Annotated in this window: 21 protein-coding genes and 1 riboswitch; of the genes, 5 read left to right on the forward strand and 16 right to left on the reverse strand. The window is 40.1% G+C overall.

The features are described from left to right. Positions 1-173 precede the first annotated feature (173 nt). The 3 genes from ACRPI0_RS07105 to ACRPI0_RS07115 all read right to left on the reverse strand — a co-directional run bounded on the left by ACRPI0_RS07105 (position 174) and on the right by ACRPI0_RS07115 (position 3,646). Positions 174-818, reverse strand: a complete 645-nt coding sequence (locus tag ACRPI0_RS07105; protein ID WP_432355638.1) for a hypothetical protein — start codon at positions 816-818, stop codon at positions 174-176. A 316-nt stretch (positions 819-1,134) separates the two neighbouring features. After that, complete coding sequence (locus tag ACRPI0_RS07110; RefSeq protein ID WP_432355639.1) at positions 1,135-1,725, reverse strand: YiiX/YebB-like N1pC/P60 family cysteine hydrolase; 591 nt, start codon at positions 1,723-1,725, stop codon at positions 1,135-1,137. A gap of 121 nt (positions 1,726-1,846) precedes the next feature. After that, a complete protein-coding gene (locus ACRPI0_RS07115) occupies positions 1,847-3,646 on the reverse strand; it encodes a DNA/RNA non-specific endonuclease (RefSeq protein WP_432355640.1) in 1,800 nt (599 codons plus the stop codon). 2,153 nt (positions 3,647-5,799) lie between these two features. Between ACRPI0_RS07115 and ACRPI0_RS07120 the strand changes: the two genes are divergently transcribed. After that, positions 5,800-6,765 (forward strand): S8 family peptidase, encoded by a 966-nt coding sequence (locus ACRPI0_RS07120; protein WP_432355641.1) that lies wholly within the window; start codon positions 5,800-5,802, stop codon positions 6,763-6,765. Positions 6,766-7,278: 513 nt separating this feature from the next. On the opposite strand, the gene purD is transcribed toward ACRPI0_RS07120, so the two are convergent. The 11 genes from purD to purE form a co-directional block, all read right to left on the reverse strand. Beyond that, positions 7,279-8,547, reverse strand: coding sequence for a phosphoribosylamine--glycine ligase (gene purD, locus ACRPI0_RS07125; RefSeq protein ID WP_432355642.1), 1,269 nt, complete (start codon positions 8,545-8,547; stop codon positions 7,279-7,281). 63 nt (positions 8,548-8,610) lie between these two features. Beyond that, entirely contained in the window at positions 8,611-10,143 is a 1,533-nt protein-coding gene (gene purH, locus ACRPI0_RS07130; RefSeq protein ID WP_432355643.1) for a bifunctional phosphoribosylaminoimidazolecarboxamide formyltransferase/IMP cyclohydrolase, read from the reverse strand. 43 nt (positions 10,144-10,186) lie between these two features. Continuing rightward, on the reverse strand, positions 10,187-10,750 hold the full coding sequence (gene purN, locus ACRPI0_RS07135) for a phosphoribosylglycinamide formyltransferase (RefSeq protein WP_432355644.1): 564 nt from the start codon (positions 10,748-10,750) through the stop codon (positions 10,187-10,189). Then, entirely contained in the window at positions 10,747-11,781 is a 1,035-nt protein-coding gene (purM, locus tag ACRPI0_RS07140) for a phosphoribosylformylglycinamidine cyclo-ligase (RefSeq protein ID WP_432355645.1), read from the reverse strand. Before purM ends, purN begins: the two co-directional genes overlap by 4 nt. 22 nt (positions 11,782-11,803) lie before the next feature. Then, a complete protein-coding gene (gene purF, locus ACRPI0_RS07145) occupies positions 11,804-13,213 on the reverse strand; it encodes an amidophosphoribosyltransferase (RefSeq protein WP_432355646.1) in 1,410 nt (469 codons plus the stop codon). Then, a complete protein-coding gene (gene purL, locus ACRPI0_RS07150) occupies positions 13,198-15,417 on the reverse strand; it encodes a phosphoribosylformylglycinamidine synthase subunit PurL (protein WP_432355647.1) in 2,220 nt (739 codons plus the stop codon). The genes purF and purL overlap by 16 nt, the downstream gene beginning before the upstream one ends. Further along, positions 15,401-16,087 (reverse strand): phosphoribosylformylglycinamidine synthase subunit PurQ, encoded by a 687-nt coding sequence (gene purQ / locus ACRPI0_RS07155; RefSeq protein ID WP_432355648.1) that lies wholly within the window; start codon positions 16,085-16,087, stop codon positions 15,401-15,403. The genes purL and purQ overlap by 17 nt, the downstream gene beginning before the upstream one ends. Next, complete coding sequence (gene purS / locus ACRPI0_RS07160; RefSeq protein ID WP_432355649.1) at positions 16,084-16,338, reverse strand: phosphoribosylformylglycinamidine synthase subunit PurS; 255 nt, start codon at positions 16,336-16,338, stop codon at positions 16,084-16,086. The genes purQ and purS overlap by 4 nt, the downstream gene beginning before the upstream one ends. Continuing rightward, positions 16,331-17,050 carry a phosphoribosylaminoimidazolesuccinocarboxamide synthase gene (gene purC, locus ACRPI0_RS07165; RefSeq protein ID WP_432355650.1) on the reverse strand — a complete coding sequence of 240 codons (720 nt, stop codon included), beginning with the start codon at positions 17,048-17,050 and terminating at the stop codon, positions 16,331-16,333. Before purC ends, purS begins: the two co-directional genes overlap by 8 nt. A 57-nt stretch (positions 17,051-17,107) precedes the next feature. Beyond that, positions 17,108-18,238, reverse strand: coding sequence for a 5-(carboxyamino)imidazole ribonucleotide synthase (gene purK, locus ACRPI0_RS07170; protein ID WP_432355651.1), 1,131 nt, complete (start codon positions 18,236-18,238; stop codon positions 17,108-17,110). After that, complete coding sequence (gene purE / locus ACRPI0_RS07175) at positions 18,222-18,710, reverse strand: 5-(carboxyamino)imidazole ribonucleotide mutase (protein WP_432355652.1); 489 nt, start codon at positions 18,708-18,710, stop codon at positions 18,222-18,224. The genes purK and purE overlap by 17 nt, the downstream gene beginning before the upstream one ends. 135 nt (positions 18,711-18,845) lie before the next feature. Further along, positions 18,846-18,947: riboswitch (purine riboswitch) on the reverse strand. A gap of 490 nt (positions 18,948-19,437) precedes the next feature. On the opposite strand from purE, the gene ACRPI0_RS07180 reads away from it, so the two are divergent. Beyond that, entirely contained in the window at positions 19,438-20,604 is a 1,167-nt protein-coding gene (locus ACRPI0_RS07180; protein ID WP_432355653.1) for a thermonuclease family protein, read from the forward strand. Positions 20,605-20,766: 162 nt separating this feature from the next. On the opposite strand, the gene ACRPI0_RS07185 is transcribed toward ACRPI0_RS07180, so the two are convergent. Beyond that, complete coding sequence (locus ACRPI0_RS07185) at positions 20,767-21,183, reverse strand: SRPBCC family protein (protein WP_432355654.1); 417 nt, start codon at positions 21,181-21,183, stop codon at positions 20,767-20,769. After that, on the reverse strand, positions 21,180-21,506 hold the full coding sequence (locus ACRPI0_RS07190; RefSeq protein WP_432355655.1) for an ArsR/SmtB family transcription factor: 327 nt from the start codon (positions 21,504-21,506) through the stop codon (positions 21,180-21,182). The genes ACRPI0_RS07185 and ACRPI0_RS07190 overlap by 4 nt, the downstream gene beginning before the upstream one ends. A 202-nt stretch (positions 21,507-21,708) precedes the next feature. On the opposite strand from ACRPI0_RS07190, the gene ACRPI0_RS07195 reads away from it, so the two are divergent. The 3 genes from ACRPI0_RS07195 (at position 21,709) to ACRPI0_RS07205 (ending at position 24,354) form a co-directional block, all read left to right on the forward strand. Beyond that, positions 21,709-22,092, forward strand: a complete 384-nt coding sequence (locus tag ACRPI0_RS07195; protein WP_432355656.1) for a GntR family transcriptional regulator — start codon at positions 21,709-21,711, stop codon at positions 22,090-22,092. Between the two features lie 4 nt (positions 22,093-22,096). Beyond that, entirely contained in the window at positions 22,097-23,203 is a 1,107-nt protein-coding gene (locus ACRPI0_RS07200) for a DUF1648 domain-containing protein (RefSeq protein ID WP_432355657.1), read from the forward strand. Between the two features lie 116 nt (positions 23,204-23,319). Next, complete coding sequence (locus ACRPI0_RS07205) at positions 23,320-24,354, forward strand: linear amide C-N hydrolase (RefSeq protein WP_432355658.1); 1,035 nt, start codon at positions 23,320-23,322, stop codon at positions 24,352-24,354. Positions 24,355-24,356 lie beyond the last annotated feature (2 nt).

Raw genomic sequence — 24,356 nt, forward strand, 5'->3', positions numbered from 1 at the left:
TCTTTCATTTTGTTAAACTGGCACTTTTCTTTCCATACATATCACCTACTATTAAATTTATCTACATAATAACGCACAATTAGGAAATGTGTTAGTTATTTTATAGTATCGTTCCGATGCTAAAGAAAACCAATGTAATAATTGTCAGCTCTAGTAGCATTTGATTTTAGATTCTAGGGTAATGTATTGATCCAACTTTGAATATTGAAATCATTTTGTGGTTTTGTTCTTCCCCAAACAGCTGTATAATTTACCTTTTTAAGTATCTTTATTAATGAATCTATATCTACCGATTTATTTTCAGTATACATATATAGTTTTCTTAGAGTTTTGTCTTGAGGCACTCCACTATTCAATCTTTTAATGGTGAGTAAGTATATTTTATCTGCTTCATCAATTGCTCCTGTTTGATTAATAATATCATTATTATTTTTAATAAGATTCACTTTTAAGTCAGAAGATATACTTTCTGGTATACTCTTGTTAAATTGCTCCATAAAAGTCGTAAAACTAAAACCTCCGCTACCTTCTCGAAGTTGTAATTCCGCAATTAACTTGCTTTTGGTATCTTCATTTGGATAAATATAAAAATCACCTTTTGCATGATTACCATACAGCTTAGTTTTCACAAAAACATTGGTATTACGAAGATATAAAAAAATAATATCTTTCGTACTTTCGTCATCATCTGTAAAGAAACTCATAACTAGGAATCTTCCGCTCCCAATATGAGATTCAAAGATAATAGTTTTTGTCTCTTCTTCAGCTTGTTTATAAATATTGAACATGTTAGTTAAATTAAATCTATCCTTCGCCATCTCAATTACCCCTTTCTTTACATAAACCAATATTCGACAAAAGAAAGGGGTTACCTCCTAATTTCAGCATACTAAGCTTACTACCAGATACCTTTTCATCCGGTCCCAACGGAGCACAGCCGTTTTCCCTTCCCGTTTAAAATCAGCTGCCTGTGCACGAAGTGGACTTAACGCAATTTCCTTATAATTTGTGATTTGTATTTCGCAAAGGCAGCTATTCCCAAACCATAGTACCTCATACTTCTGCTTAAAGAATTTTTATAGTTATACGTGTACTTTAACTAGATCTTAATGATTTCTCTAATTCGAAATAGTTTCATGGAGAAATTTCGAACAATGGTATGACATTTGGATCCGCGGCAATATGTTCAGGGAAAATAAACCCCATAGGATCACGTGATAGTTCTATTTCCATTTGTTTGAAGCACTCGTCAACAAACTCTGAACACATATACTCATAATCATCTTTATGTCTCCCGATACCTAAAGTAATACGAGCAACAATCTTGGCTATCTCGTCTTTGTCATAATTCCGATTTAGCAAATCAATCGCATTCCCACACATCGTCTTTATTTTTTCTTTATTGAAACCTGGGCTACCAACAACTTCATGCCTGGCTACATACAGTTCTCCATTATACTTTCCCTTACTATTCTCATAATTGTAAAGGTAATGAGATAGTGGGACCACCCTGATACCATCGTCTTCCACACTCTCTAATACAAGTACATGTTCATTCCAATAGATTAACAAAGCTACATGGCTAAATAGTGAGTTTGAAAGTTTTTTTATCATCTCACTAACTAAATAACGACCGCTACAAAAAAGAATATCTCCTGTCTTTATAATATTCTTTGCTTGCACATAAGACATTTCGTTTATTCCACTAAATTTGCTGTTCTCCATTTATAACCACTCCTCTAATCCCTATTATCTACCAAAAACAGGAATTACATTAGTCCCAGTGACAGCATCGCTACTACTTGAGGAACAATGGATAAATATTTATAATTAGCATGTTCAAACTTCAGAGTTTGATATCATGAGATGCATTAATCACATATCCAATTGTCGATTCTAATTGATTGATTGGGTCGAAATTACGTAGATCTTCAAAATTGAGACCTGTAATTGCTTCAATTTTTAAAATTGGTACTTGATAAGTTTTATATTCACCGTAAGCAAATTCCAAATCCTCAATAAGACTTTTTTGAGTCTGCAAATAAGCAGTTGCAGATAGGTTCCCATCTTTCTTAACAATGACAGCTATTTTCCAAAACTCTGCCGGTATCTGAACTCCTCTGTAAATAATGTCGTCTATCCGAAAAACTGGTCCCGTAAATACTGTCACTTTAAGATTCGAGTTTTCGGCATTGTATAAAATATAATTCTCCAGATCCAGCCAGCTTTTTTGATTAAACTTACTGTGCTGTGGCGCACAATTTGTAAAATGGAACGTATCCTCATTCGCCTTTTCCGCTGAATCTCCCCAAACAGGATCTCGCCGACGGACAAGATGCCCCCTATCAAGCGAATTATTTTTATATAATTCAGGACCGCACTGGTACTCTACTTCAATGCGGGAATCGAGATACCAATTGTTATTACGGCCAATCTTCATCATTTGATTGCCGTCAATATTCACCACCGTATAATAGGCTAAACAGCGTGACTTGCTCATGACAATTGAAAAATGCGTATAATGGAGCACCCTGCTTCCGTCTTTCAACTGGGCAATATCCTGTTCAAGTTCCGTCCGGAATACCGGAAGAGAAACTTCAAAATCATCACCAAGAAATTGAGCGTCATAACCGGCCGAACTCTCATACCATGAATCGCTTAACTCCTCAACTACCATCTCTTTAGGAGTAGGATTGTGGACTTCCCAATCTTTCACAATTTCATTCAGTAACATTTTTTGATCATCACTAAAATTGGCGCCTTGTTCCACGACAAACTGGATAATACTACTTATGCGGGTACCTTCATTGGCTATGAATTCAGCTCGGTTCTTTGGATTTGGAACACCTGAATGGTGGAGAGAGATTACGATCCATTCGTCATTATAGACAGGTGAACCGGAGGATCCAGGCATGGTATCTGTTGAGTAGTGAATATAGTCGTCAAATACATCCATAATTTGATTCTCTCTAATCGCTACAGCTTTAGGTGCCCCTGATGGATGTTGAATAATTGATACACATTCACCAACCAACCCTTTGCCCGTTTGTGAGATGAGAGGCAAGAACCCAAAATCACTTACGTTTGTACCATCAGCAGACACTTCCTCTATTGAGACTAATGTGAAATCAAGCTTCTGATCCGTAATAAATAAACGTTTGGGTGTTAAACGGAAGGTTTTCATAGGACGTTCCTTGAAGTCAAGACCAACTTCATAGTTGAATTGTGCGACACTGTACTGAGCCCTATCGTAGTTCTCCAAAACATGATTATTTGTAAGTAATAAAGAAGTTGAAACAAGAAACCCTGTAGCGTGTCCGAGGACTCTGCCTATACTATCACGGATTTCTATTCTACAAACTGATTTGCCAGCTCTTAGACCAGCTTCAAGATAAGAAATAGGAAATAGATCATCTTGGCCAATAATACGCTCAATTGCAAGTCCATCATGCGGATCAATTATCGCTTTACGAAGTGCGACTCGTTCAGGAGTATCTACTTCCAAAGGACTTTTTGTTTGCAGTTCACTAGCAATTCGTTCACGTTCACTAGACCGCGTGATGTAACGCTCTAATGCTTGTTGTCGTTGCAAATCTACAAGATTCATATTAAGACCTTGGAACTTATCCAGCCGTTTAATAGACATGTTTACCCTCCCTAAACTATTAATTCAAGCAATAAAAGTTGAAGTGAAGATTTACCTTGAATCTATTTTGGCTTCCCTTAGTAAGGCGCCTACTCTAAATCTATACAATATTCTTATTACCCAATTACACGTATTACAATTATTTCAACTATTCTAACATCTATATCTTTCGTTTGAAAGTTACTTTTTCAGTGTATATCAAAAGTTTTTTGAACCAATAATAATCCATTATTTTACTTTATCAATTCGAAACCTGTTTCCATTACTTTTATCTGGACCTTGTGAGTGATTAAGAGGGGTATTCAATTTAAGAAGATTGGTTTAAGAAATTCAACAAAAAAAACGTTCGGACACTTTTATGTCCAAACATTTTTCATTTTGCTTTCCTATATGAGATGGATCTTCCCTTCATAATTTGTGAAAATAGGTCTTCTATAGTTTTTCAGTTTATTGAAAAATGCATCTTGATTTAGGTTTAGTTAAGGAGAAGATATGAAAGGCTGTTAAGCACTTCCAAATGAAGAGAGGTGAAAAGCAATGACAATATACGAAATACGAAATACGAAGCTTATTTCTATCACTATCCGTTGGATGGATTGCTTTAATGACGGAGTCGCTGTCATCCATCTTTTCTTAACAAGAAAAAAGTAACCGCCCCCCCATCGGCAGACAAGTGGACAATTACTTTTTCTTTTTGGCCAAATGCATTTTTATCCAACTATTTACACAGTTGGTTGATAAGCAATATTGACCACTATTACATCTTATATTCTACCATTTCAGGACTGATTGTTCAAACATTTATTTATTTTTATTTGAAAGTCTCGTTTATATATATGATGATTTACCAGAAGGAGTGCAAAAACTCACGCCCACATGCACTTGGTGACCTAGATATCTTCACACTTAGACATTGATTAGAGATTAAACTTGACTTATTTATTTTTCAGTAGCTAACGTTTTCAGGACTTGCAACGACTCAATAGTTAAGCAACTTTCACTCCTGATATGTAACATGTACTACTAATAGAAAAATTTATATTATCATCCCAACAAAACTAGTTATTATGCGCTAGTGAAAAATCCTTTTCAATAAGGCTCCCGAATCAATTATTCAATATACTCACTATTTATTAGACTGAATAATCAGACTGTGATATGATTTACATGAGGATATTCCAATATTATCCTTGGTTTATAGTGGATATAGAACACCTGCTTCCGTAACCGTCGATGCGCAACAGAACGATAAGGGCGTAATTAGCATAGTTCCTGAAGCAAGTTTAATTATTGTAAAGGTATTGAATATATAGTGAAGGTTGTCTTTATGTCGCTCAAATAATATAACTGAAATTTAGAAGACAATCAAAAAACAAGATTTACCTTCCCTAAACAGAGTATGAAGGCTGGTCCCCAGAATTTTACCGGAATTTTCTATAAATATTAGGCATATACATACTGATTGTACATATACATAATAGTAGGGCTAACTATTTAACTTCCTCCCCTACAGAAACTGCATCTAGATTTCAGTCCGTTTACGAAAATGCAAGACCGCTTGTTGGCACTTCCAAAATGAGGGAGGTGAAAACCAATGACAACATACGAAATACTAAGCTTACTTCTATCAGTATCTGGTGGATGGATTGCTTTTATGTCGGTGTCGTTGTCCGCTATCTTTTTCTTATCACGAAAGGAGTAACCGCCCCCCCATCGGCAGAAGTGTGGACAATTACTTCTTTCTTCTCGGCCAAATGCTTTTTTCCCAACCATTTACATCGTTGTACAGTGCTTAGAGATTTGTCATGCTTTTGTTTTACAGTTTAGTAGTGTGGACTAGGTGTTTAACCGCCCAGTCCTCTTTTATTCTATGTCTTATTTTTTATATTATGATGAATTGCCGAAGAAAGTGCAATATATTTTGCGGTATGCATTGGTCAATCTAGACTTCTATATTCTTAGTCATTGATTCAAGAGTAAACTTGTGTATATAAGATTTACTTCAATTCAATATATTGGTGGTGTTCAGTTATAGTTTGTATTAAACACTATTAATAGAAAAAACTAAATTAGTAATTCCCCTATAACAGTTACTATATGCCGAAGAGTTTCTTTTTAATAATACTTCTGATAATACAATGAGGAGGGATAAAGTGAAGAATTTTGCTCATGTAATTCCATTCGAAATGATTATTCAAATGACAGAGGCCAATGAAGTTCCACCAGGTGTGGAATTAATTCAGGCACCCGCAATTTGGAAGGAAACAAAAGGAAATGGTATTACGGTTGCTATCCTGGATACAGGATGCGATAGTACACACCCCGATTTACAAAAACAGATTATAGGCGGTCGGAACTTTACGGACGATGATGGAGGTAATCCCAATATTTCCCTCGATTACAATGGTCATGGCACTCACGTTGCTGGAACGATTGCTGCACAGAAGAACGATAAGGGCGTAGTCGGAGTAGCCCCTGAATCAAGTCTTCTTATTATAAAGGTATTGAATAAAAAAGGCTCTGGGCAATATGAGTGGATTATCAATGGTATCAATTATGCCATTGAACAAAAAGTGGATATTATCTCCATGTCGTTGGGCGGTCCAACTGATTTACCCGAACTTCATGAAGCAATTAAAAAAGCGGTCACTAATAATATACTAGTAGTTTGTGCAGCTGGAAATGAAGGCGACAGCGATGATTCAACCGATGAATTCGCCTTTCCAGGCCGCTATAACGAAGTCATTTGTGTAGGTGCTATAAATCTTGAACGGAGTCCTTCCAATTTTACCAACTCTCATAATGAAATCGATCTAGTTGCTCCGGGTGAAGAGATCCTTTCCACGTATTTAAACGGGGAATTTGCAACATTAAGCGGAACTTCAATGGCTGCCCCTCATGTCTCTGGAGCACTCGCCCTCATAAAAGGATTGGTCAACAACAGTTTCGGTCGAGAACTTACAGAGCCAGAGCTCTATGCCCAACTAATAAAAAGGACCGTTCCACTAGGTTTCTCACAAAAAATTGAAGGTAACGGGCTCGTTTATTTGACGGTGCTTGAACATTTGACAGGTATATTTGAGAGTGAAAGTAAAGCGTTGGTTTTGAGTTCACAATGATTTGAATAAAAAGTAGGACACCAGCTTTATTCAGACATCTATAAATACAAAACGCGACTAGGATTTCCCTGGCCGCGTTTTCTTAACCAGAATAACGTAGGAGTTCAAGTACATCTTGTTTCAAATATGTGCCAGAATGCGGCATCACAGAAATTAGTTTCAGAAAGAGTGCATAATGCATTGGACAACTATATCTTATAGTTATCGAATGCAACGCCAACTCCCTTTTTAATTTTGAGAAGTCATCATATGTAACCCAATCATTTCTTAGTTTTACAACATGACCATTTTTCAAATGCAGTTTTATATCTTTTCCGAATACTTAAAGTGAAGGGACTTGTTGGGGAAACAAATTCCCCTTCCAAATAGCGATGACGAAAAACCCACAACTAGTAATTAGATCTACTAGGCGTGGGTTATCATGATATTGATTTACGAAAGCAAAGATGTGAAAGTCCACCTTACTCCTTATCCGCAATATTTCGATAATTTCAGTTATACCTGAAATTCACGCTAAAAATCATACTGAATCGCACGATGTCCAATATCACTTCGCCAAAATACTCCCTCTTTATCAATCATCTCTATCTCGTTGTAAACCAATGCCTGCGCTTCTAGAAGATCCTTCCCCTTCGCAGTAGCAAGCAACACTCGGCCGCCATTCGTCACATACTCCCCGTTTTCATTCTTAGAAGTACCAGCGTGATAAATATCTACATCTCCACTAATCGTATCCAAACCAACTATCGAAGTTCCTTTAACATATTCCCCTGGATAGCCTTTAGCCGCGATGACAACGCCTATAACAAATGAATCGTCCCATTCAAGTTCGTAAGGCTGCCCGTCGAGAACAGCTAACAAAGTTTCAACTAAATCATTTTTTAATCGTGGCAATACGACCTGTGTTTCGGGATCACCGAACCGCGCATTGAATTCAATTACTTTCGGTCCTTCTGTAGTGGCGATTACACCTGCGTAAAGAACACCTGTAAAAGAGCGACCTTCTGCTACCATAGCGTGTGCAGCGGGTATTATGATTTGTTGGATGGCGTTAGAAATCATACAGTCAGAAATTTGCGGGACCGGAGAATAGGCACCCATCCCCCCTGTATTCGGACCCTGGTCTCCATCAAATGCTCGCTTATGATCTTGAGCGATCACCATTGGGTATACATGCTCTCCGTTTACAAAAGCCATCAATGAAAACTCTTCTCCTTCAAGAAACTCTTCCATGACAACCGACGTGGAAGCTTGACCAAACTTCTCTTGTACGAGCATTTCTTGAAGTGCTTTAACCGCTACTTCTTTAGTGTGGGCAACGACGACACCTTTACCAGCAGCAAGTCCATCTGCTTTAATGACAATCGGAACACCAATTTCATCTAAATAGTTCATTGCGGAGCTAATATCTGTAAAGGTTTCATAGTCTGCGGTAGGAATCTTATAGTTCTTCATGAGATCTTTTGCAAATGTTTTACTCCCCTCAATAACGGCAGCCCGTTTATCGGGTCCGAATACTTGCAGACCTGCAGTTTTAAACTCATCGACAATTCCATTAACCAACGGTGTTTCGGGTCCTATGATTGTCAACGTAACGTTCTGTTCTTTAGCAAACTCAATGAGTTCCATATGATTCTCTTCAGGAATTGGCACAAGCTCTGCCACGTCTTCCATTCCTTGATTGCCTGGAGCTACAAATACAGTACGTACACGTTCACTCATAGATAGTTTTTTCGCGAGCGCGTGCTCACGACCTCCTCTACCAATCACTAAAATATTCATGGATTCACCTCTAATTTTAATGAATTTATGGACATGGCTTGGTTACAATTTACTTCGATGAATTTAGTGCTTAAAATGGCGAACTCCTGTAAACACCATTGCAATACCATATTCATCAGCTTTTTTAATCGAATCTTCATCACGAACTGAGCCACCTGGCTGAATGATTGCAGTAATACCAGCTTTAGCTGCCGCTTCAACTGTGTCATCCATCGGGAAAAATGCATCCGATGCTAGCGCAGCGCCTTTAGCCTTCACTCCTGCTTGCTCCAAAGCGATGTTTGCAGCACCGACGCGATTCATTTGGCCTGCGCCAATTCCATACGTCATCTGTTCCCCGCTTACGACGATTGCATTAGATTTTACATGTTTCACGACTTTCCAACCTAACTTTAATGCTGCATATTCTTCATCAGAAGGCTCTCGTTTTGTAGGAATTGTAATCGTTGCCTGATCTAGCTCGTACGTATCTAAGTCTTGAACGAGTAATCCACCTTGGATGGACGTAGTTTTCCGCTCAATTTTACTTTCCCCATCAAAATCGACAGTCAATAGACGGATATTCTTTTTCGCCGTTAAAATTTCTAACGCTTCTTCAGAAAATTGAGGAGCAATGATGATTTCAAGGAAGATTTCGCGAAGCATCATTGCAGTTTCGTGATCTACCTCACGATTCAAAGCAATGATTCCGCCAAAAATAGACGTTGAATCTGCCTCGTAAGCTTTATTAAAGGCTTCTGCGAGTGTTTCACCTACACCTACTCCACATGGATTCATGTGTTTGACTGCAACTGCAGCAGGTTCCTCAAAATCACGAACGATTAGTAATGCTGCATCAGCATCATTGATATTGTTGTAAGAAAGCTCTTTACCGTGCAATTGATTGCCGTAGGCGACAGAAAACTGAGAGCCTAATGGTTTTTGATAAAATGTAGCGTGTTGATGGGGATTTTCTCCGTATCGAAGGGATTGTTTTAAGTTATATGTAAGCGTTAAGCTTTCAGGGTTCGATTCCTTTGCAAGCTGTGTCATATACTCCGAAATCACCGCATCATAAGCAGCTGTATGACGGAAAACTTTCGCAGCAAGTTGGCGCTTCTTCTCCATTCCGACTTCACCGTTCTCGTTAAGTTGAGTAAGAATAGCGTCATAATCTGCCGGATCTACAACAACCGTTACAAATTCGTGGTTTTTTGCAGCAGAACGAAGTATCGTCGGACCGCCGATATCGATATTTTCAATCGCTTCTTCGGGAGTTACGTCAGGTTTTGCAATTGTTTCTTGGAAAGGATATAAATTGACACATACGAGATCGATAGGTTGAATATGATGTTCTTCTAATTGAGCTAGATGGTCATCGTTATTCGTTCTTGCTAACAATCCTGCATGTACGTTTGGATGAAGTGTTTTCACTCTGCCATCGAGAATTTCTGGAAATGCAGTTACCTCTTCAATTGCGATAACTGCTACTCCATTTTCAGCAAGTGTTTTCTTCGTACCTCCCGTGGAGATAATTTCAAATCCCGCTTCTTTCAAACCAAGCGCAAACTGCACAATACCCGTTTTATCTGAAACACTAATTAAAGCACGCTTCATCCTTTATTCCTCCCTATTTCTGCATTAGTATATGAAACTCTCTTTAGCTAAATAGCTCCTGAAGTACTTCTGGGTACATGACGTGCTCTGCCTGCTGAATTTTCTTTTGTAACTCTTCTTTCGTATCATCTGGTAGAATCTCAATTTCTTTTTGGGCAATGATTGGTCCTGTATCCATTCCTGCATCGACATAATGAATCGTTAGCCCACTGACTTGAACACCAGCATCGATTGCTTGACCAATTGCATCTTTCCCTGGGAATGCTGGTAATAAGGATGGATGAATGTTAACAATCGACTCGGGATATTCCTGCAGAATCGTGGATCCTATTAAACGCATATATCCTGCCAATACAATGAATTCAATAGCCCGTGATTTAAGCTGCTGTACAATTTCCATCTCAAACTCTGTTTTGTCAGCGAAATCTCTAGGAGAAATGCAAAAGTAATCGATTGTTTCTTTTTGTGCTCTATCTAAAACAGCTCCGGAAGATCGGTCGCTTACCAACAACCCTATCTCCGCCTGCAGTGTGCCTACCTTAACAGCATCCACCAACGCTTGGAAGTTGCTTCCGTTTCCTGAAGCAAATACGGCGATCTTTTTCATGGCTCACCGATAATTGCTACACCCGATCGATTGACAACTGAACCAATTCGATAGGCTTGTTCACCGTACGATTTGAAAAATGCTAGGAGTTCATCGACGTTGTCTTCATCCACCACTAGTGCCATTCCAATTCCCATATTAAAGATATTGTACATATCTTCGCGTGTAATGCTTCCTTTTTCCTCTATGAGTGAGAATATCGGATGGATTTCCCAAGTACCCGAGATAATTTCCACTCCTAAATCTCCAGAAAAAATTCTAGGGAAGTTTTCCATGAATCCCCCACCTGTTATATGCGCCATCCCTTTAATATCGTAGCTTTTCAGCGCAGCTAAAATGGATTTCACATAAATTTTAGTAGGCTTTAATAGTTCAACTCCGAGTTCACACCCCAGGCTAGGAATGAATTCTGATAGATCCATATCTGCTTCTTCTAATAAGATTTTGCGTACGAGTGAATAACCGTTGCTATGAATGCCACTAGAGGCCAATCCGATAATACAATCTCCAGGTTTTATGTTTTCACCCGTTATGAGATCCTTCTTTTCACACGCCCCAACTGTGAAGCCTGCAAGGTCATACTCTTCCTCACTGTAAAGACCTGGCATTTCAGCGGTCTCACCGCCAATCAACGCACACCCTGCCTGTGCGCAACCATCGGCAATTCCTTTAACAATACTCTCGATTTTGTCGGGTTCCGCTTTACCACAAGCAATATAATCTAAAAAATAGAGTGGTTGTGCACCTTGTACAATAATGTCATTAACGCACATTGCCACACAGTCAATTCCAATACTCTCATGCTGATCCATCATCATCGCTAGCAATAGTTTGGTTCCTACCCCATCTGTTCCCGAGACAAGTACAGGCTCCCGTAAATTCAGTTTCGATAAATCAAATATGCCTCCAAAACCGCCAAGTCCACTTAATACGCCAGGGCGCATCGTTTTCTGTACATGCTTTTTCATGCGTGTGACCGCTTCATAACCGGCTTCAATATCGACCCCTGCAGATTTGTATGCATTTGACATGGATAGACTCCTCCTTAACTCATCATGTAATGGATACGGATTCCATATCGGTATAGATCTCGGTAGGGTAGTTACCCGTGAAGCAAGCCAAACATTGACCTCGACTTTCTCCTTCAAACGGTCTACCTATTGCTTCTACCATTCCCTCAACACTTAAAAAGGTCAGAGAATCCGCCCCGATGATCTCACGAATGTCCTCAACTGAGTATTTCGAGGCAATCAATTCATCACGACTGGATGTATCGATCCCATAAAAACATGGATTTTTGATCGGTGGGGAGCTAATCAGTACGTGTACTTCCTTCGCACCAGCTTCTTTTAACATCGTGACAATCCGTTTACTCGTCGTACCTCGTACAATGGAATCGTCGATCATGACGACTCGTTTTCCTTCTACAACACCACGAACTGGGGATAATTTCATTTTCACCCCTTGTTCTCGTAAGGATTGGGAAGGTTGTATAAACGTCCGGCCAACATACCTGTTTTTAAGTAAGCCCATTTCATAAGGAATTCCACTTGCTTCTGCATATCCTATCGCAGCAGAATTACCCGAATCAGGAACCCCTGTGACCACATCTGCATCAATTAATTTTTCTATCGCGAGTTGCTTACCGAGGTTTTTCCGCGCTGTATGAACATTAATGCCATCAATGTTACTATCTGGACGAGAAAAATAGATATATTCCATCGTACACATAGAACGTTGTGAGCACGTGGCGAATCGTTCACTTGTGATTCCATCATCATTGATGACGAGTAGTTCTCCCGGTTCAATATCTCGGATGAACTCCGCTCCTACGATATCAAGCGCACATGTTTCAGAAGCAACGACATAAGCGTCGCCTAGCAAACCAAGTGATAACGGTCGGAGTCCATTCGGGTCAAGTGCAACAAACATTTCTGTATCTGTCATTATTACGTATGCATACGCACCTTTTAACGAACTTAATGCATTTGTGATGCGACTTTTCAAATCAGAGAAGCCACCTTTACGAATCAAGTGCGCTAATATTTCAGTATCAGAGGAGCTGTGGAAGATGCTCCCTTGAGCTTCAAGCTGGGCTTTCAATTGATCTGCATTCACTATATTTCCATTATGCGCCATGGACATCGATTCGTTTTGGAAGTTAAATAGAAGTGGCTGAACGTTTTGATAACCACCACCGCCTGCTGTTGTATAACGAACATGTCCTAATGCTGCAGTTCCAGACAAATTCTGCATCTTTTCAGCAGTTAGTACTTCTGTAACTAAGCCCTCGCCTTTTTCACAAATCAGCTGTCCGTCCTTCGCGAGAACCATTCCTGTACCTTCTTGACCACGGTGCTGAAGGCTATGCAAACCATAATACGTAACTTGTGCAGCATCCGGGTGACCCCAGATACCGAACAAGCCACACTCTTCATTCAATCCTTTTAGTTCAGCAAGCATGGGATTGCCCCTTTCCAAGCTTGCTCTAATGATTGAACACTTGTATCGATTAGCAGTCCATCTTGCTCATGGGAGATGGTCAAAAGTTTAGTATCCGTGACTGTACCTATACATCTTGCATCTTGAACAATTCTTTCAAAAGCTACCCGCTTTTCAGGGGAGACAGATACAACAAATCTAGATTGAGTTTCACTAAATAATTCCGTAACGGCTTCCATATGAACAATAATTCGTGCTCCTAATTCTGTTCCGAAGAGCGATTCTGAAACGGCAACTGCAAGACCGCCTTCAGAGAGATCGTGTGCCGAAGCAACACATCCATTTTGAATGGCTCGTAATAGCTGTTTCTGCCTTAGCTGCTCTAGCTCCAAGTTTATAGAAGGACACTTTCCAAAGATTTTTCCCTCTGTCATTTTTTGCAACTCACTGCCACCAAATTCTGTTTTTGCATCCCCAATCACATAAATCAGGTCTCCTGATTTTTTGAACTGCTGCGTTGTGATTTGGGTGAGATCTTTTATAAGACCCACCATTCCGATGACAGGTGTTGGATAAATCGCATCGCCATTTGTCTCGTTGTAAAGGGATACGTTGCCTCCAATAACAGGCGTACTCAATATTCTACATGCCTCACTAATTCCATCTGCGGCTTTCTCCATTTGCCAGAAAATCTCCGGCTTCTCAGGATTTCCGAAGTTTAAGTTGTCCGTAACAGCCAACGGCTCTGCACCTGAACAAACAATATTGCGAGCCGCCTCAGCTACAGCAATTTTACCTCCCATTTTAGGGTCCAAGTAAATGTAACGAGAGTTACAATCCGTCGTCATCGCAAGCGCCTTTTTCGTATCGCGAATTCGCACTACGGCTGCATCGGATCCTGGTGGCACGACTGTGCTCGTACGTACCATAGAATCGAACTGGTTGTAGACCCATTCTTTACTAGCAATCGTAGGCTGCGAAAGCAAACTAACGAGCGTTTCTTTATAGTTAATTACAAGGGGGATATCATTCGTCATTGCTTGGAAGTCTCGGTAGTATTGCGGTTCACTAGATGGCTTATGGTAAACAGGAGCTTCTTTAACCAATGCATCCACTGGAACGTTAGCGACAACCGTACCTTTATGATGCAGCTTCAACATTTTCTCTTCTGTCACAAAACCGACAGCGGCCGCTTCTAGATCATACTTCGCAAATAACTCAACAATTTCCTGTTCTCTTCCTTTTTTCACAACGATGAGCATACGCTCTTGAGATTCTGAAAGCATCATTTCATAAGCAGTCATACCAGGTTCACGCTGTGGGACTAGGTCGAGATTCATCTCAATTCCCATGCCTGCTTTAGAAGCCATCTCTGCTGAAGAACTTGCAAGTCCAGCAGCACCCATGTCCTGAATGCCAACGAGTGCATCATGTTGAATGAGTTCAAGGCAAGCTTCAAGGAGCAGTTTTTCCATGAACGGATCTCCGACTTGAACTGCGGGACGTTTTCCTTCAGAAGAATCTGTCAATTCTTCCGATGCAAAGGTAGCTCCGTGAATGCCATCGCGTCCAGTTTTCGCACCGACGTGCATGACTGTATTACCGACTCCGTGGGCTTGTCCTTTTTGAATATCTTCATGATTGATCAAACCTACGCACATCGCATTTACAAGGGGATTTCCCTCATAGGAAGAATCGAATTGAATTTCGCCCCCGACGGTCGGAATACCAATACAATTTCCATATCCGCCAATACCCGCAACGACTTCTTTAAATAGATACTTGACACGTGCAGATTCCAATTCACCAAAACGGAGTGAATTCAACAGTGCAATTGGACGTGCACCCATAGAAAATACATCTCGGATAATACCACCAATACCAGTTGCTGCCCCTTGATAAGGCTCAATTGCAGAGGGGTGATTGTGACTCTCAATTTTGAAAACAACTGCTTGACCGTCACCAATGTCGACAATACCCGCACCTTCACCAGGTCCTTGAAGCACCTTATCACCAGAAGTAGGGAACTTGCTTAAGATAGGTTTTGAGTTTTTATAGGAACAATGCTCTGACCACATAACTGAAAACAAACCAGTTTCAGTATAGTTAGGAGATCGTCCAAGCATGTTTTCTACCATTTCAAATTCTTCATCCGTAAGCCCCATTGCTGCATACTCACGCTCTTTTTTAATCATCTCTGGACTTGGCTCAAGCATTAACGACATGACTTTCCCTCCAATTTCTTACGATTGATTGAAATAGCTTTAATCCGTCTTTACTTCCAAGTAATTCATCAACAGCACGCTCGGGGTGAGGCATCATTCCTAACACATTCCCTTTTTCATTTACAATTCCCGCTATATTTCCGAGACTTCCATTTGGATTTTCTCCATAATAGGTAAACGCGATTTGATTGTTCTTCTGAAGCACTGCCAGCGTTTCTTCATCACAATAGTAATTACCTTCACCATGTGCTAAAGGAAGGATAATTGTTTCACCTTTCTCGTAACAGCTCGTAAATTGCGTATGGGTGTTCTCTACTCTTAACTGAGTAGATTTACAAATGAATGCAAGATCGCGGTTTTTCCTCATTGCACCAGGCAATAATCCGGCTTCTAGTAAGATTTGAAACCCGTTACAGACACCTAAAATCGGAACGCCTGTTTCCGCTGCCTTGACAACTTCCGCCATCACATTCGAGAATCGAGCAATTGCCCCTGTCCGTAGATAATCTCCATATGAAAACCCGCCAGGCAAAAGAATTCCATCAAATCCCTCTAAGCTGCTTGCCGTATGTGGAACGTATTCTACTTCTTCACCTAATTCATCTTTAATAGCATGAAACATGTCGATATCACAGTTGGAACCTGGGAATACAATCACGGCGAATTTCACAGCGTGACAACCTCCTCAATTTCGTATCGGTAATCCTCAATAACCGTATTTGCTAAAAGACGCTCACACATCTCTGCAACAGTTTCCTCAATTGATTGCTCGCTTTTGTCGATTGTCAATTCCATGTATTTCCCGATCCGTACTTCTGAAACACCTTCATACGCCATGCTGTGTAAGGAGGATTTCACGGCTGCTCCTTGAGGATCTAAAACGTTCTCTCTTAACGTGATATATACCTTAACTTTATACATGCTGACATCCCCCTAGTTTTGAGTGAATTCTTTCATATGCTTCCACGACATTGCCTAAATCACGACGGAATACATCCTTATCGAGCTTTTCTCCTGTCTCCGCGTCCCATAATCGGCACGTATCCGGAGAAATTTCATCTGCTAATAAAATTTCATCGTCTGCAAGTTTTCCGAATTCCAACTTAAAATCGATTAAACGAACTCCTATTTCAGCAAAAAGTCTTGATAAAATTGTATTCACTTCTAGCGCTTTTTGTTTCAAAAGCTGAACTTCCTCTTCAGTTGCGAGCTTCAATTCTTTTATGTGATCCTCTGTTAACAAGGGATCACCAAGCGCGTCGTCTTTGTAATAAAATTCAACGAGTGGTTGAGTTAAAGTGTGCCCTTCTTCAATTCCTAAACGCTTAGACAGGCTTCCAGCCACAATGTTTCGTGTCACGACTTCAATAGGAATGATGGAGACTTTCTTTACGAGTTGCTCTGTGTCGGATAGCTGCTTGATAAAATGAGTTGGAATTCCAGCCTCATGAAGTTTAGAGAATAGAAGACTAGTAATTGCATTTGTTACTGCACCTTTGCCCGTAATTTCTTCTTTCTTGTCCCCATTGTAAGCTGTTGCAGAATCTTTGTACTCCACCCAAGCAACGCCTGGATCATCTGTCGCATAAATTCGCTTTGCCTTGCCTTCATATAGCCATTCACGCTTTTCCATTTGAACAACCTCCACAGTACCAATAGTGTAATTTCTCATAGCGAACACCAAGTATTACTAGTTCCAGATACCACTTTGCTCAATCTCGGCAAAAGCTTGCTCTACCGTACTGCGTAACAAATTGACATGCCCCATTTTTCGTTTCGAAATCGAATCTTTCTTTCCATATAGATGAACTTTCCAATCATCTAATTTCGGAATAGCTGTAAGTAGGTTGTCGTTATGGTCACCAAGTATATTGACCATAACGACAGGGCTCATTAAATCCGTACGCCCTAACGGCCAATTACAGATTGCTCGTATGTGCTGTTCAAACTGTGAAGTCTGACATGCTTCCATCGTGTAATGACCCGAATTATGAGGACGAGGTGCCAATTCATTCACAATGATTTCTTCGCTTTCGGTGACGAACATTTCAACACCTAACGTGCCAACCAGGTTAAGACGTTCGCCTAGTTGTTCCGCAAGTTTCAAAGCGTTACGTGAAGTTTGCTCACCGATTCGCGCAGGAACAATACTTTTGTGCAAGATGTTTTCTTCATGGATATTCTCCGCAACCGGAAAACACTTCATGTCACCAGTTGTTTTCCTAGTGACGATTACGGAAATTTCCTTTTCAAAAGGAATCCACTTTTCAATAACACACGGACCACCATTCAGAAGATCGGAAGCGGCAGGGATGTCAGATTCGGAGTGGATCACCAGCTGTCCCTTGCCATCGTAACCACCGCGTGTTCTTTTCATGACACATGGATACCCTAGAGTACGGATGCTTTCATGAATATTGGATACCTCGGTTACGCTGAAGTACGGTGCTACGGGTACACCCACTTTTATAATTGCTTCTTTTTCTGTGATGCGATCTTGTGTGATTTTTAACAGTTCAGCTCCTTGCGGCAAGTAACTATTCTCACTAAGCCATGCTAGTGCTTCAAAACTCACATTCTCAAATTCATACGTGATGATATCACTCACATCAGCAAGTCGTTGAATTGCATGTAGGTCGTCATATGCACCAGTAATTTCAATATCTGCTACCTGTCCACATGGACACTGTTCTGTCGGATCTAAAACTGCTATACGAAATCCCATTGTTTTTGCAGATAAGGCCATCATGCGCCCCAACTGGCCTCCCCCGATGATGCCAATCGTTTGTCCGGGTAATATCACTTTAGTTAAGTTGGTCATTGCTGTTTAACACCTTAACTTTCATTTCATTTCGAAAAATTTCCAATCGATCTGCAACTTCAGCATCATTGCTTCCGATAATTTGGGCTGCCAACAATCCTGCATTGGTTGCCCCAGCTTTTCCAATTGCAACAGTTGCTACAGGTACTCCACCAGGCATTTGGACTATAGATAGTAATGAGTCCATCCCATTTAACGCTTTCGTCTGAACAGGGACCCCAATGACAGGCAATGTTGTTTTTGCAGCGGTCATTCCTGGTAGATGAGCGGCACCTCCAGCCCCAGCGATAATGACTTTTATTCCTCGACCCCGTGCACTTTCTGCATAATCGAATAACAAATCTGGCGTACGGTGTGCGGAAACTACTTGTTTTTCATACGCGATTTTCACCTGATCTAATGCTTCACAGGCATGTTTCATCGTCTCCCAATCGGAAACACTCCCCATTATCACTCCAACTCGTGCGTTCACTGTCTTCCCTCCCAAATTTTCATAGATAGCTATTAAGTAGAAATAAAAAAGGACAGAAAACGTTCTCGTGAAAGAGAAAGTTTCCTGTCCGGAATGAGTAGCCTTTTGGGAAAAAAGGGCATACTTATCCTACGTTAAGGATGCACTTTCTCTCATAGTCCAATAATTTACGGTTATTGGGTAGAAACGTCCGGGCCATATTCCCGAGTATATATGAGAGATATTAGTAAGTTCGTAATCATCTTAACAATTGATTTATCTGACGTCAACCAAAACGAACTATTTTAATTACATCTATTATAACGTTCGTATTTATGGTCGATATTTATCTTTCTTAGACCTTTAACGTAGCATATCACATCTGATTGGTAAAAAAACTACGCAATAGACTTCGTTCGATACCTCTTAACCAGAAAGATACTTGTGTGCGATAACAACATGAATGCTTAAACAAACACGTTTGTTTCCTGCACATGTATATTTTAAAGTTTTAGATTAAAAGACTCTATACTTTCATATCGAAGTTTGATAAAGTTCTACTGATGCATGTTAGCTATTTCATGAATAAATTAAAAGAATTCTTTATTAGTGATTAGTGATGAATCAATCGTTTTTACACTTCGTAAAGATTTAATCCGGTTGTGACGTAGTTTCGCATGAAATTGTATACCAATCAGTTAATGATCACGGATGCGAAAACAGAATATAGTTAAAAGAGGTTTTGTGGATGGATTTATTATTATTTGCAATCGGTTTTATCGGATTAATTGTCGGAGTTATCCTTCTTCTTATCGCAGCTATTAGAAAAGTTCCAAAGAAAAAAGCAGGAATGATTACTGGAGTTAGTTTTGTATTATTTGTAGCTGGAATTAGTATGACTCCTGTCGATGAAACTGAACAATCTAACGCCCCTGCAACTGCACTTAAACAAGATTCGCAACAAGAAGCTAAAAAAGCTGAGGAGCAAGAGGCTAAAGAAGTTACAAAGAAAAAAGAAGAAGAAGAAAAAGCTGCTGAAGAACAGCGAGTGGCTAAAGAGAAAGTTGCTGCAGAAAAGAAAGCTGCCGAAGAAGAACTCGCGAAAAAAAAAGCTGAAGAACAACGACTTCTAGCTGAAAAGAAAGCCGCTGAAGAGAAAGTTACCGCCGAAAAAGCAAAAGGTGAGAAAGATAAAACAGATAGACTCAAAAAGGCTGGTACTGCCTCTTCCTTAGGTGCAATCGGGCTCACCCCTGTCCAGTTAGTAAAAACTATCGATGGCGATACAATCAAGATTGTATTTGAAGGTAAGGAACAAAATGTTCGGTACCTGTTAATAGATACTCCGGAAACCAATCACCCACGTATCGGAAAACAACCATTTGGAGAAGAAGCAAAAGAGCGAAATCGTGCATTAGTGAACGGTGGCAAGCTCGAAATCGAGTTTGACATTGGTCAGCGAACGGACAAATACGGAAGACTTCTTGCGTATGTTTATGTCGACGGGAAAAGTGTAAACGAAACACTTGTGGAAGAAGGCTTGGCTCGTGTAGCGTATGTCTATCCCCCAAACACTCGTCATCTAGATCCTTATGAAAAGGCTCAAGTGCGAGCAAAAGCGAAGAAGATTGGAATTTGGTCGGTTGAAAATTATGCAACACATTCCGGATTCAATGGTGGGAAGTCAACGACACCTTCAAGTGGATCATCGAACAGCGGTAGTAGTGGATCAGGTGGATCGAGTAACACCACTCCCCCGCCAGCAACAAATTCTGCACCAGCATCTGGAGGAACTGAGTTTTTCCAGAACTGTACGGAGTTACGAAAGAAATATCCGAACGGTGTTCCAAAAGGTCATCCAGCCTATCAGGCTAAAATGGACAGAGATAAAGATGACTTTGCGTGTGAACGATAAGTTCCAAAGATCTCTATATGTTTGCTACACTAAAAAAGTAACGCCCATGCTTCGCTTTACAGGAAGCATGGGCGTTACTTTTTTTATCTCAGAGTATCTTCCCTAGGACCTTCTCAGGAATCCTAGGTTGGGGTATTGTTTGATGCAAATGAAAAGTTATCTTTATAATGCTGCCAATACTTGTCCGAGCTCTTCGCCCATTTTTGTCCATGAATATTGAGCACCTTCGATAGCACCTTGGCGAGCTTTTGTTTCTTCACTAAATCCGGTTTGTTCAAAATGAAGATCCGTTCCTCCATCCGTACTTTCTTTCAACGTCCAAGTGACAGTTGTTGCTTCACCAGCACTAACCCACGTGTACGAAAGTGTATTAGGCTCATCTACTACCAATACCTCACTATCTACAATCCCATTCCACCATTCGTTTGGCTCTGCGCGGAATTGAAATTTATGTCCAACGAGTGGTTTAAAGTCATTATCCCATATCCATTTTGCAAGCTTTTCTGAATCAGTTAGCGCATTCCAAACTTTATCAACCGAACTTTTATATTGAAAATCTAAAGATACATCTGGTTTCATAATTCTTCCTCCAATAACTTGTTTAGTTTCGTTAACCGGTCTTTCCAGAATCCTTCGTAGAATGAGACCCAATCTTGAATTTCTTTTAACGGTTCAGCATTCAAGCGATATCTCGTTTCTCTCCCCACTTTTCGTGCAGTTACCAGCCCAGCATCTTTTAAAATAGTCAAATGTTTAGAGATGGCAGTGCGCCCCATTTGAAACTGAACTGTTATCTCATGGAGAGGCAATTCTTCAACTTCAGACAACAGTTGAATTAATCTTCGCCTTGTTGGATCAGCAACTGCGTCATAAACGTCTGCCACTGACTTCTCTTCGTCCAAGATCTACCTCCTCTTCTACTAATTTCCCCTATAATATGCTTCGTTATACTTTGCACTGTTCAAAAGACACCATTTAGTGTCCTATTTATTATAGGACACTAAATGGTGTCCCGTCAACCTCAATTAAGGATTGCAACTTTTGTTATACACATATTAGAACAGTTCTGCTATACTAATATTAGAACAGTTAGGAGGTGACCAGTTGTTCATCCAAATTGAACCAACATCCGATATACCGATTTATACACAAGTAGCCAATCAAGTTATTGAATTGATTGTACGCGGTCAATTGAAAGGTGGCGACACCTTGCCGTCTGTGAGGGCACTCGCTTCAGATCTCAGTGTGAATATGCATACCGTAAACAAGTCCTATCATGAACTTGAACATAAGGGGATCATACGGATTGTGCCAAAATCCGGGGCTATCATTAATCCTATAGTTCAAGAAGGTATAACGGATGAAAACAGTCGCAGAATCATCGAGCAACTTAAGCCTATTATCGCTGAGGCTATTGTGCTAGGCATGAGTCCTGAAGAGATTCAAAAGCAAGCTTCATTTATTCTTATAGCTTTAAAGGGGGAATAACCAGATGTCATTAGCGATTTTTTTAGTCACACTTGCTTTCTTAATTGTCCTGCAATCCGCTATTCCATTTCTGTTAAAACGCACGATTGTCTTTGGGGTTACTATTCCTGAAGAGTATGCAATAGATTCATCTCTTGCTTCGTTTAAACGCAGATACTCTGCCTCAGTTTTCATTATAGGTTCCATCTCATTGATTGCTTTATTGCTATGGTCAACCAACACTTCCGCTTCCGAGAACCAACTCGTTTTAACAGGATTAGCGATCCAATCTGGTCTTCTTTTAGTAAGCATGGCCCTTTATCTTTATTTCCACGCAAAAACAACGAAATTGAAACAAGTGAATAAATGGGGTCATGGGTTAAAACAAATTCGGATTGCCGATCTGCAAAGTCATGCTAAAGATTCAATGCTTCCTAATTTTATGTATGTACTTCCAATGTTCGTGACGTTCGGGCTTCTCGTTTACACAGCGAGCCAGTATAGTTTGCTGCCTGATAAGATTCCGACTCATTGGGGATCTAGTGGTCAACCTGATGCATTCAGTCAAAAAACACCTTTCTCATCGATTGCTTTATTGCTGATTCTTTTGGTTATTCAGGTGATGATGATTGGAATCAATGCAGGGACAAAACTGTCAGGAATTAAATTGAACTCCAACAAAAAGAAGTCTTCTCAACTGCAACAACTGGCATTCCGTAAATATTCCAGCTGGTTTTTGTTGTTAACAACGATCCTATTAACCATTTTACTTGGATTCCTGCAACTTACTACAATTCATGGCGTGTTACAAAACGATACGTTGATGATGGCTTTGCCTCTTGGCTTTCTAGTTCTTACGCTGGCAGGCTCAGCAGTCTATGCATTTAAAGTTGGCCAAGGCGGTTCACGTATTGCAGTATCTATTGAAGAAGATGAAACTACTGGTGATACAGACGATGATATGGATGCCCATTGGAAACTTGGTGTGTTTTATGTCAATAAACAAGATCCATCTATCTTCGTAGAAAAACGATTTGGAGTTGGTTGGAGCATCAACTTCGGAAATCCAATCGGATATCTCGTCCTATTCGTACCTATAGTACTCATCTTGCTCATTTCCTTCTTTGCTTAATGACCAAACGACATCCTTGTCTATCTCAACAATAGACGAGGGTGTTTTTCTATTTCTATTGGGACTTATTTCGCGATGGTAGGTTTAAAGAAGTATTCATTGATAATGATTGGGACATGATCACAAGGGTATTAGAATCTTTAGTAGAAGTATTACTTAAACGAATTCGAGGAGAGATTGTTATGTGTACAACTATTGGGTTTTCTTATAAGGAAGGGATTGTATTTGGTAGGACGTTAGAAGTAGGTATGCCATTGGATAACCATATTCTTTTTGTCCCAAAGAACCTTGAAGGATTTATTCAGACAGTAGAGACGGATTTCTCTTCAAAATATGCCGTTTTGGGAACTGGTTTTTTTAATCAGCCGTCGTTTGGTGATGGTATTAACGAAATGGGTTTAATGGGCTCGAATAATTTGTATCCAGGGTATGCATCGTTTGCAACGCGTCCTGTGGAGGATAAAATTAACTTAACCATTGCGCCTGCATTCAATTATTTACTTAGCAGATGCAAAAACGTAGAAGAAATTAGAGTAGAATCAAAAAAAATGAACATCCTAGCAGAAGGAAAATCGAAGGATGACGTTTCTACTGAGCAACACTTCTTCTTCATGGATGCGGAAGGCAATGGTATCGTTCTGCAACCGAACGATGGACAGTTGCTTATTCATGACAACCCCTATGGCGTACTAACGAATGCACCTGAATTTCCTTGGCACGTGACCAATTTACGCAATTACATTCACTTGCATCCTGAAAACGTGCAACAGAATATCATGAATGGCGTTTCTCTTTCAAAATTCGGAGAAGGAAGCGGAATGGTCGGTCTGCCCGGTGACTTCACCCCACCTTCTCGATTCATTCGAGCTGCTTCGTTTGTATCGGCAACTCCCAAAGATTTGGAACGGAATGAGGCAATCCTGCAAGGATTCCGGATTCTGTCTCAAGCGGACATTCCTACAGGTGCAGTTATCAATCCTATTGAACGACATCGCGATGAAACGCTTTATACATCCATCATGGATACGAAGAAAAAAGCATATTTCATCAAATTTCATGACAATATCAATATTCAACCGTTCTATTTGGATGAGTATAAGGATGAAAAGGAAGTGGTGTTCCTGAACATCGAAAAAACGATGAATTTATAATT

The organism is Sporosarcina sp. A2 (assembly GCF_050858885.1).
Classification (GTDB): Bacteria; Bacillota; Bacilli; order Bacillales_A; family Planococcaceae; genus Sporosarcina.

Excerpts from the sequence above, each read along its gene's own strand:
- ACRPI0_RS07105 (WP_432355638.1), bottom strand. The coding sequence starts at position 818 with ATGGCGAAGGATAGATTTAATTTAACTAACATGTTCAATATTTATAAA.
- ACRPI0_RS07110 (WP_432355639.1), bottom strand. The coding sequence starts at position 1,725 with ATGGAGAACAGCAAATTTAGTGGAATAAACGAAATGTCTTATGTGCAA.
- ACRPI0_RS07115 (WP_432355640.1), bottom strand. The coding sequence starts at position 3,646 with ATGTCTATTAAACGGCTGGATAAGTTCCAAGGTCTTAATATGAATCTT.
- purD (WP_432355642.1), bottom strand. The coding sequence starts at position 8,547 with ATGAATATTTTAGTGATTGGTAGAGGAGGTCGTGAGCACGCGCTCGCG.
- purH (WP_432355643.1), bottom strand. The coding sequence starts at position 10,143 with ATGAAGCGTGCTTTAATTAGTGTTTCAGATAAAACGGGTATTGTGCAG.
- purN (WP_432355644.1), bottom strand. The coding sequence starts at position 10,750 with ATGAAAAAGATCGCCGTATTTGCTTCAGGAAACGGAAGCAACTTCCAA.
- purM (WP_432355645.1), bottom strand. The coding sequence starts at position 11,781 with ATGTCAAATGCATACAAATCTGCAGGGGTCGATATTGAAGCCGGTTAT.
- purF (WP_432355646.1), bottom strand. The coding sequence starts at position 13,213 with ATGCTTGCTGAACTAAAAGGATTGAATGAAGAGTGTGGCTTGTTCGGT.
- purL (WP_432355647.1), bottom strand. The coding sequence starts at position 15,417 with ATGTCGTTAATGCTTGAGCCAAGTCCAGAGATGATTAAAAAAGAGCGT.
- purS (WP_432355649.1), bottom strand. The coding sequence starts at position 16,338 with ATGTATAAAGTTAAGGTATATATCACGTTAAGAGAGAACGTTTTAGAT.
- purC (WP_432355650.1), bottom strand. The coding sequence starts at position 17,050 with ATGGAAAAGCGTGAATGGCTATATGAAGGCAAGGCAAAGCGAATTTAT.
- purK (WP_432355651.1), bottom strand. The coding sequence starts at position 18,238 with ATGACCAACTTAACTAAAGTGATATTACCCGGACAAACGATTGGCATC.
- ACRPI0_RS07180 (WP_432355653.1), top strand. The coding sequence starts at position 19,438 with ATGGATTTATTATTATTTGCAATCGGTTTTATCGGATTAATTGTCGGA.
- ACRPI0_RS07185 (WP_432355654.1), bottom strand. The coding sequence starts at position 21,183 with ATGAAACCAGATGTATCTTTAGATTTTCAATATAAAAGTTCGGTTGAT.
- ACRPI0_RS07200 (WP_432355657.1), top strand. The coding sequence starts at position 22,097 with ATGTCATTAGCGATTTTTTTAGTCACACTTGCTTTCTTAATTGTCCTG.
- ACRPI0_RS07205 (WP_432355658.1), top strand. The coding sequence starts at position 23,320 with ATGATCACAAGGGTATTAGAATCTTTAGTAGAAGTATTACTTAAACGA.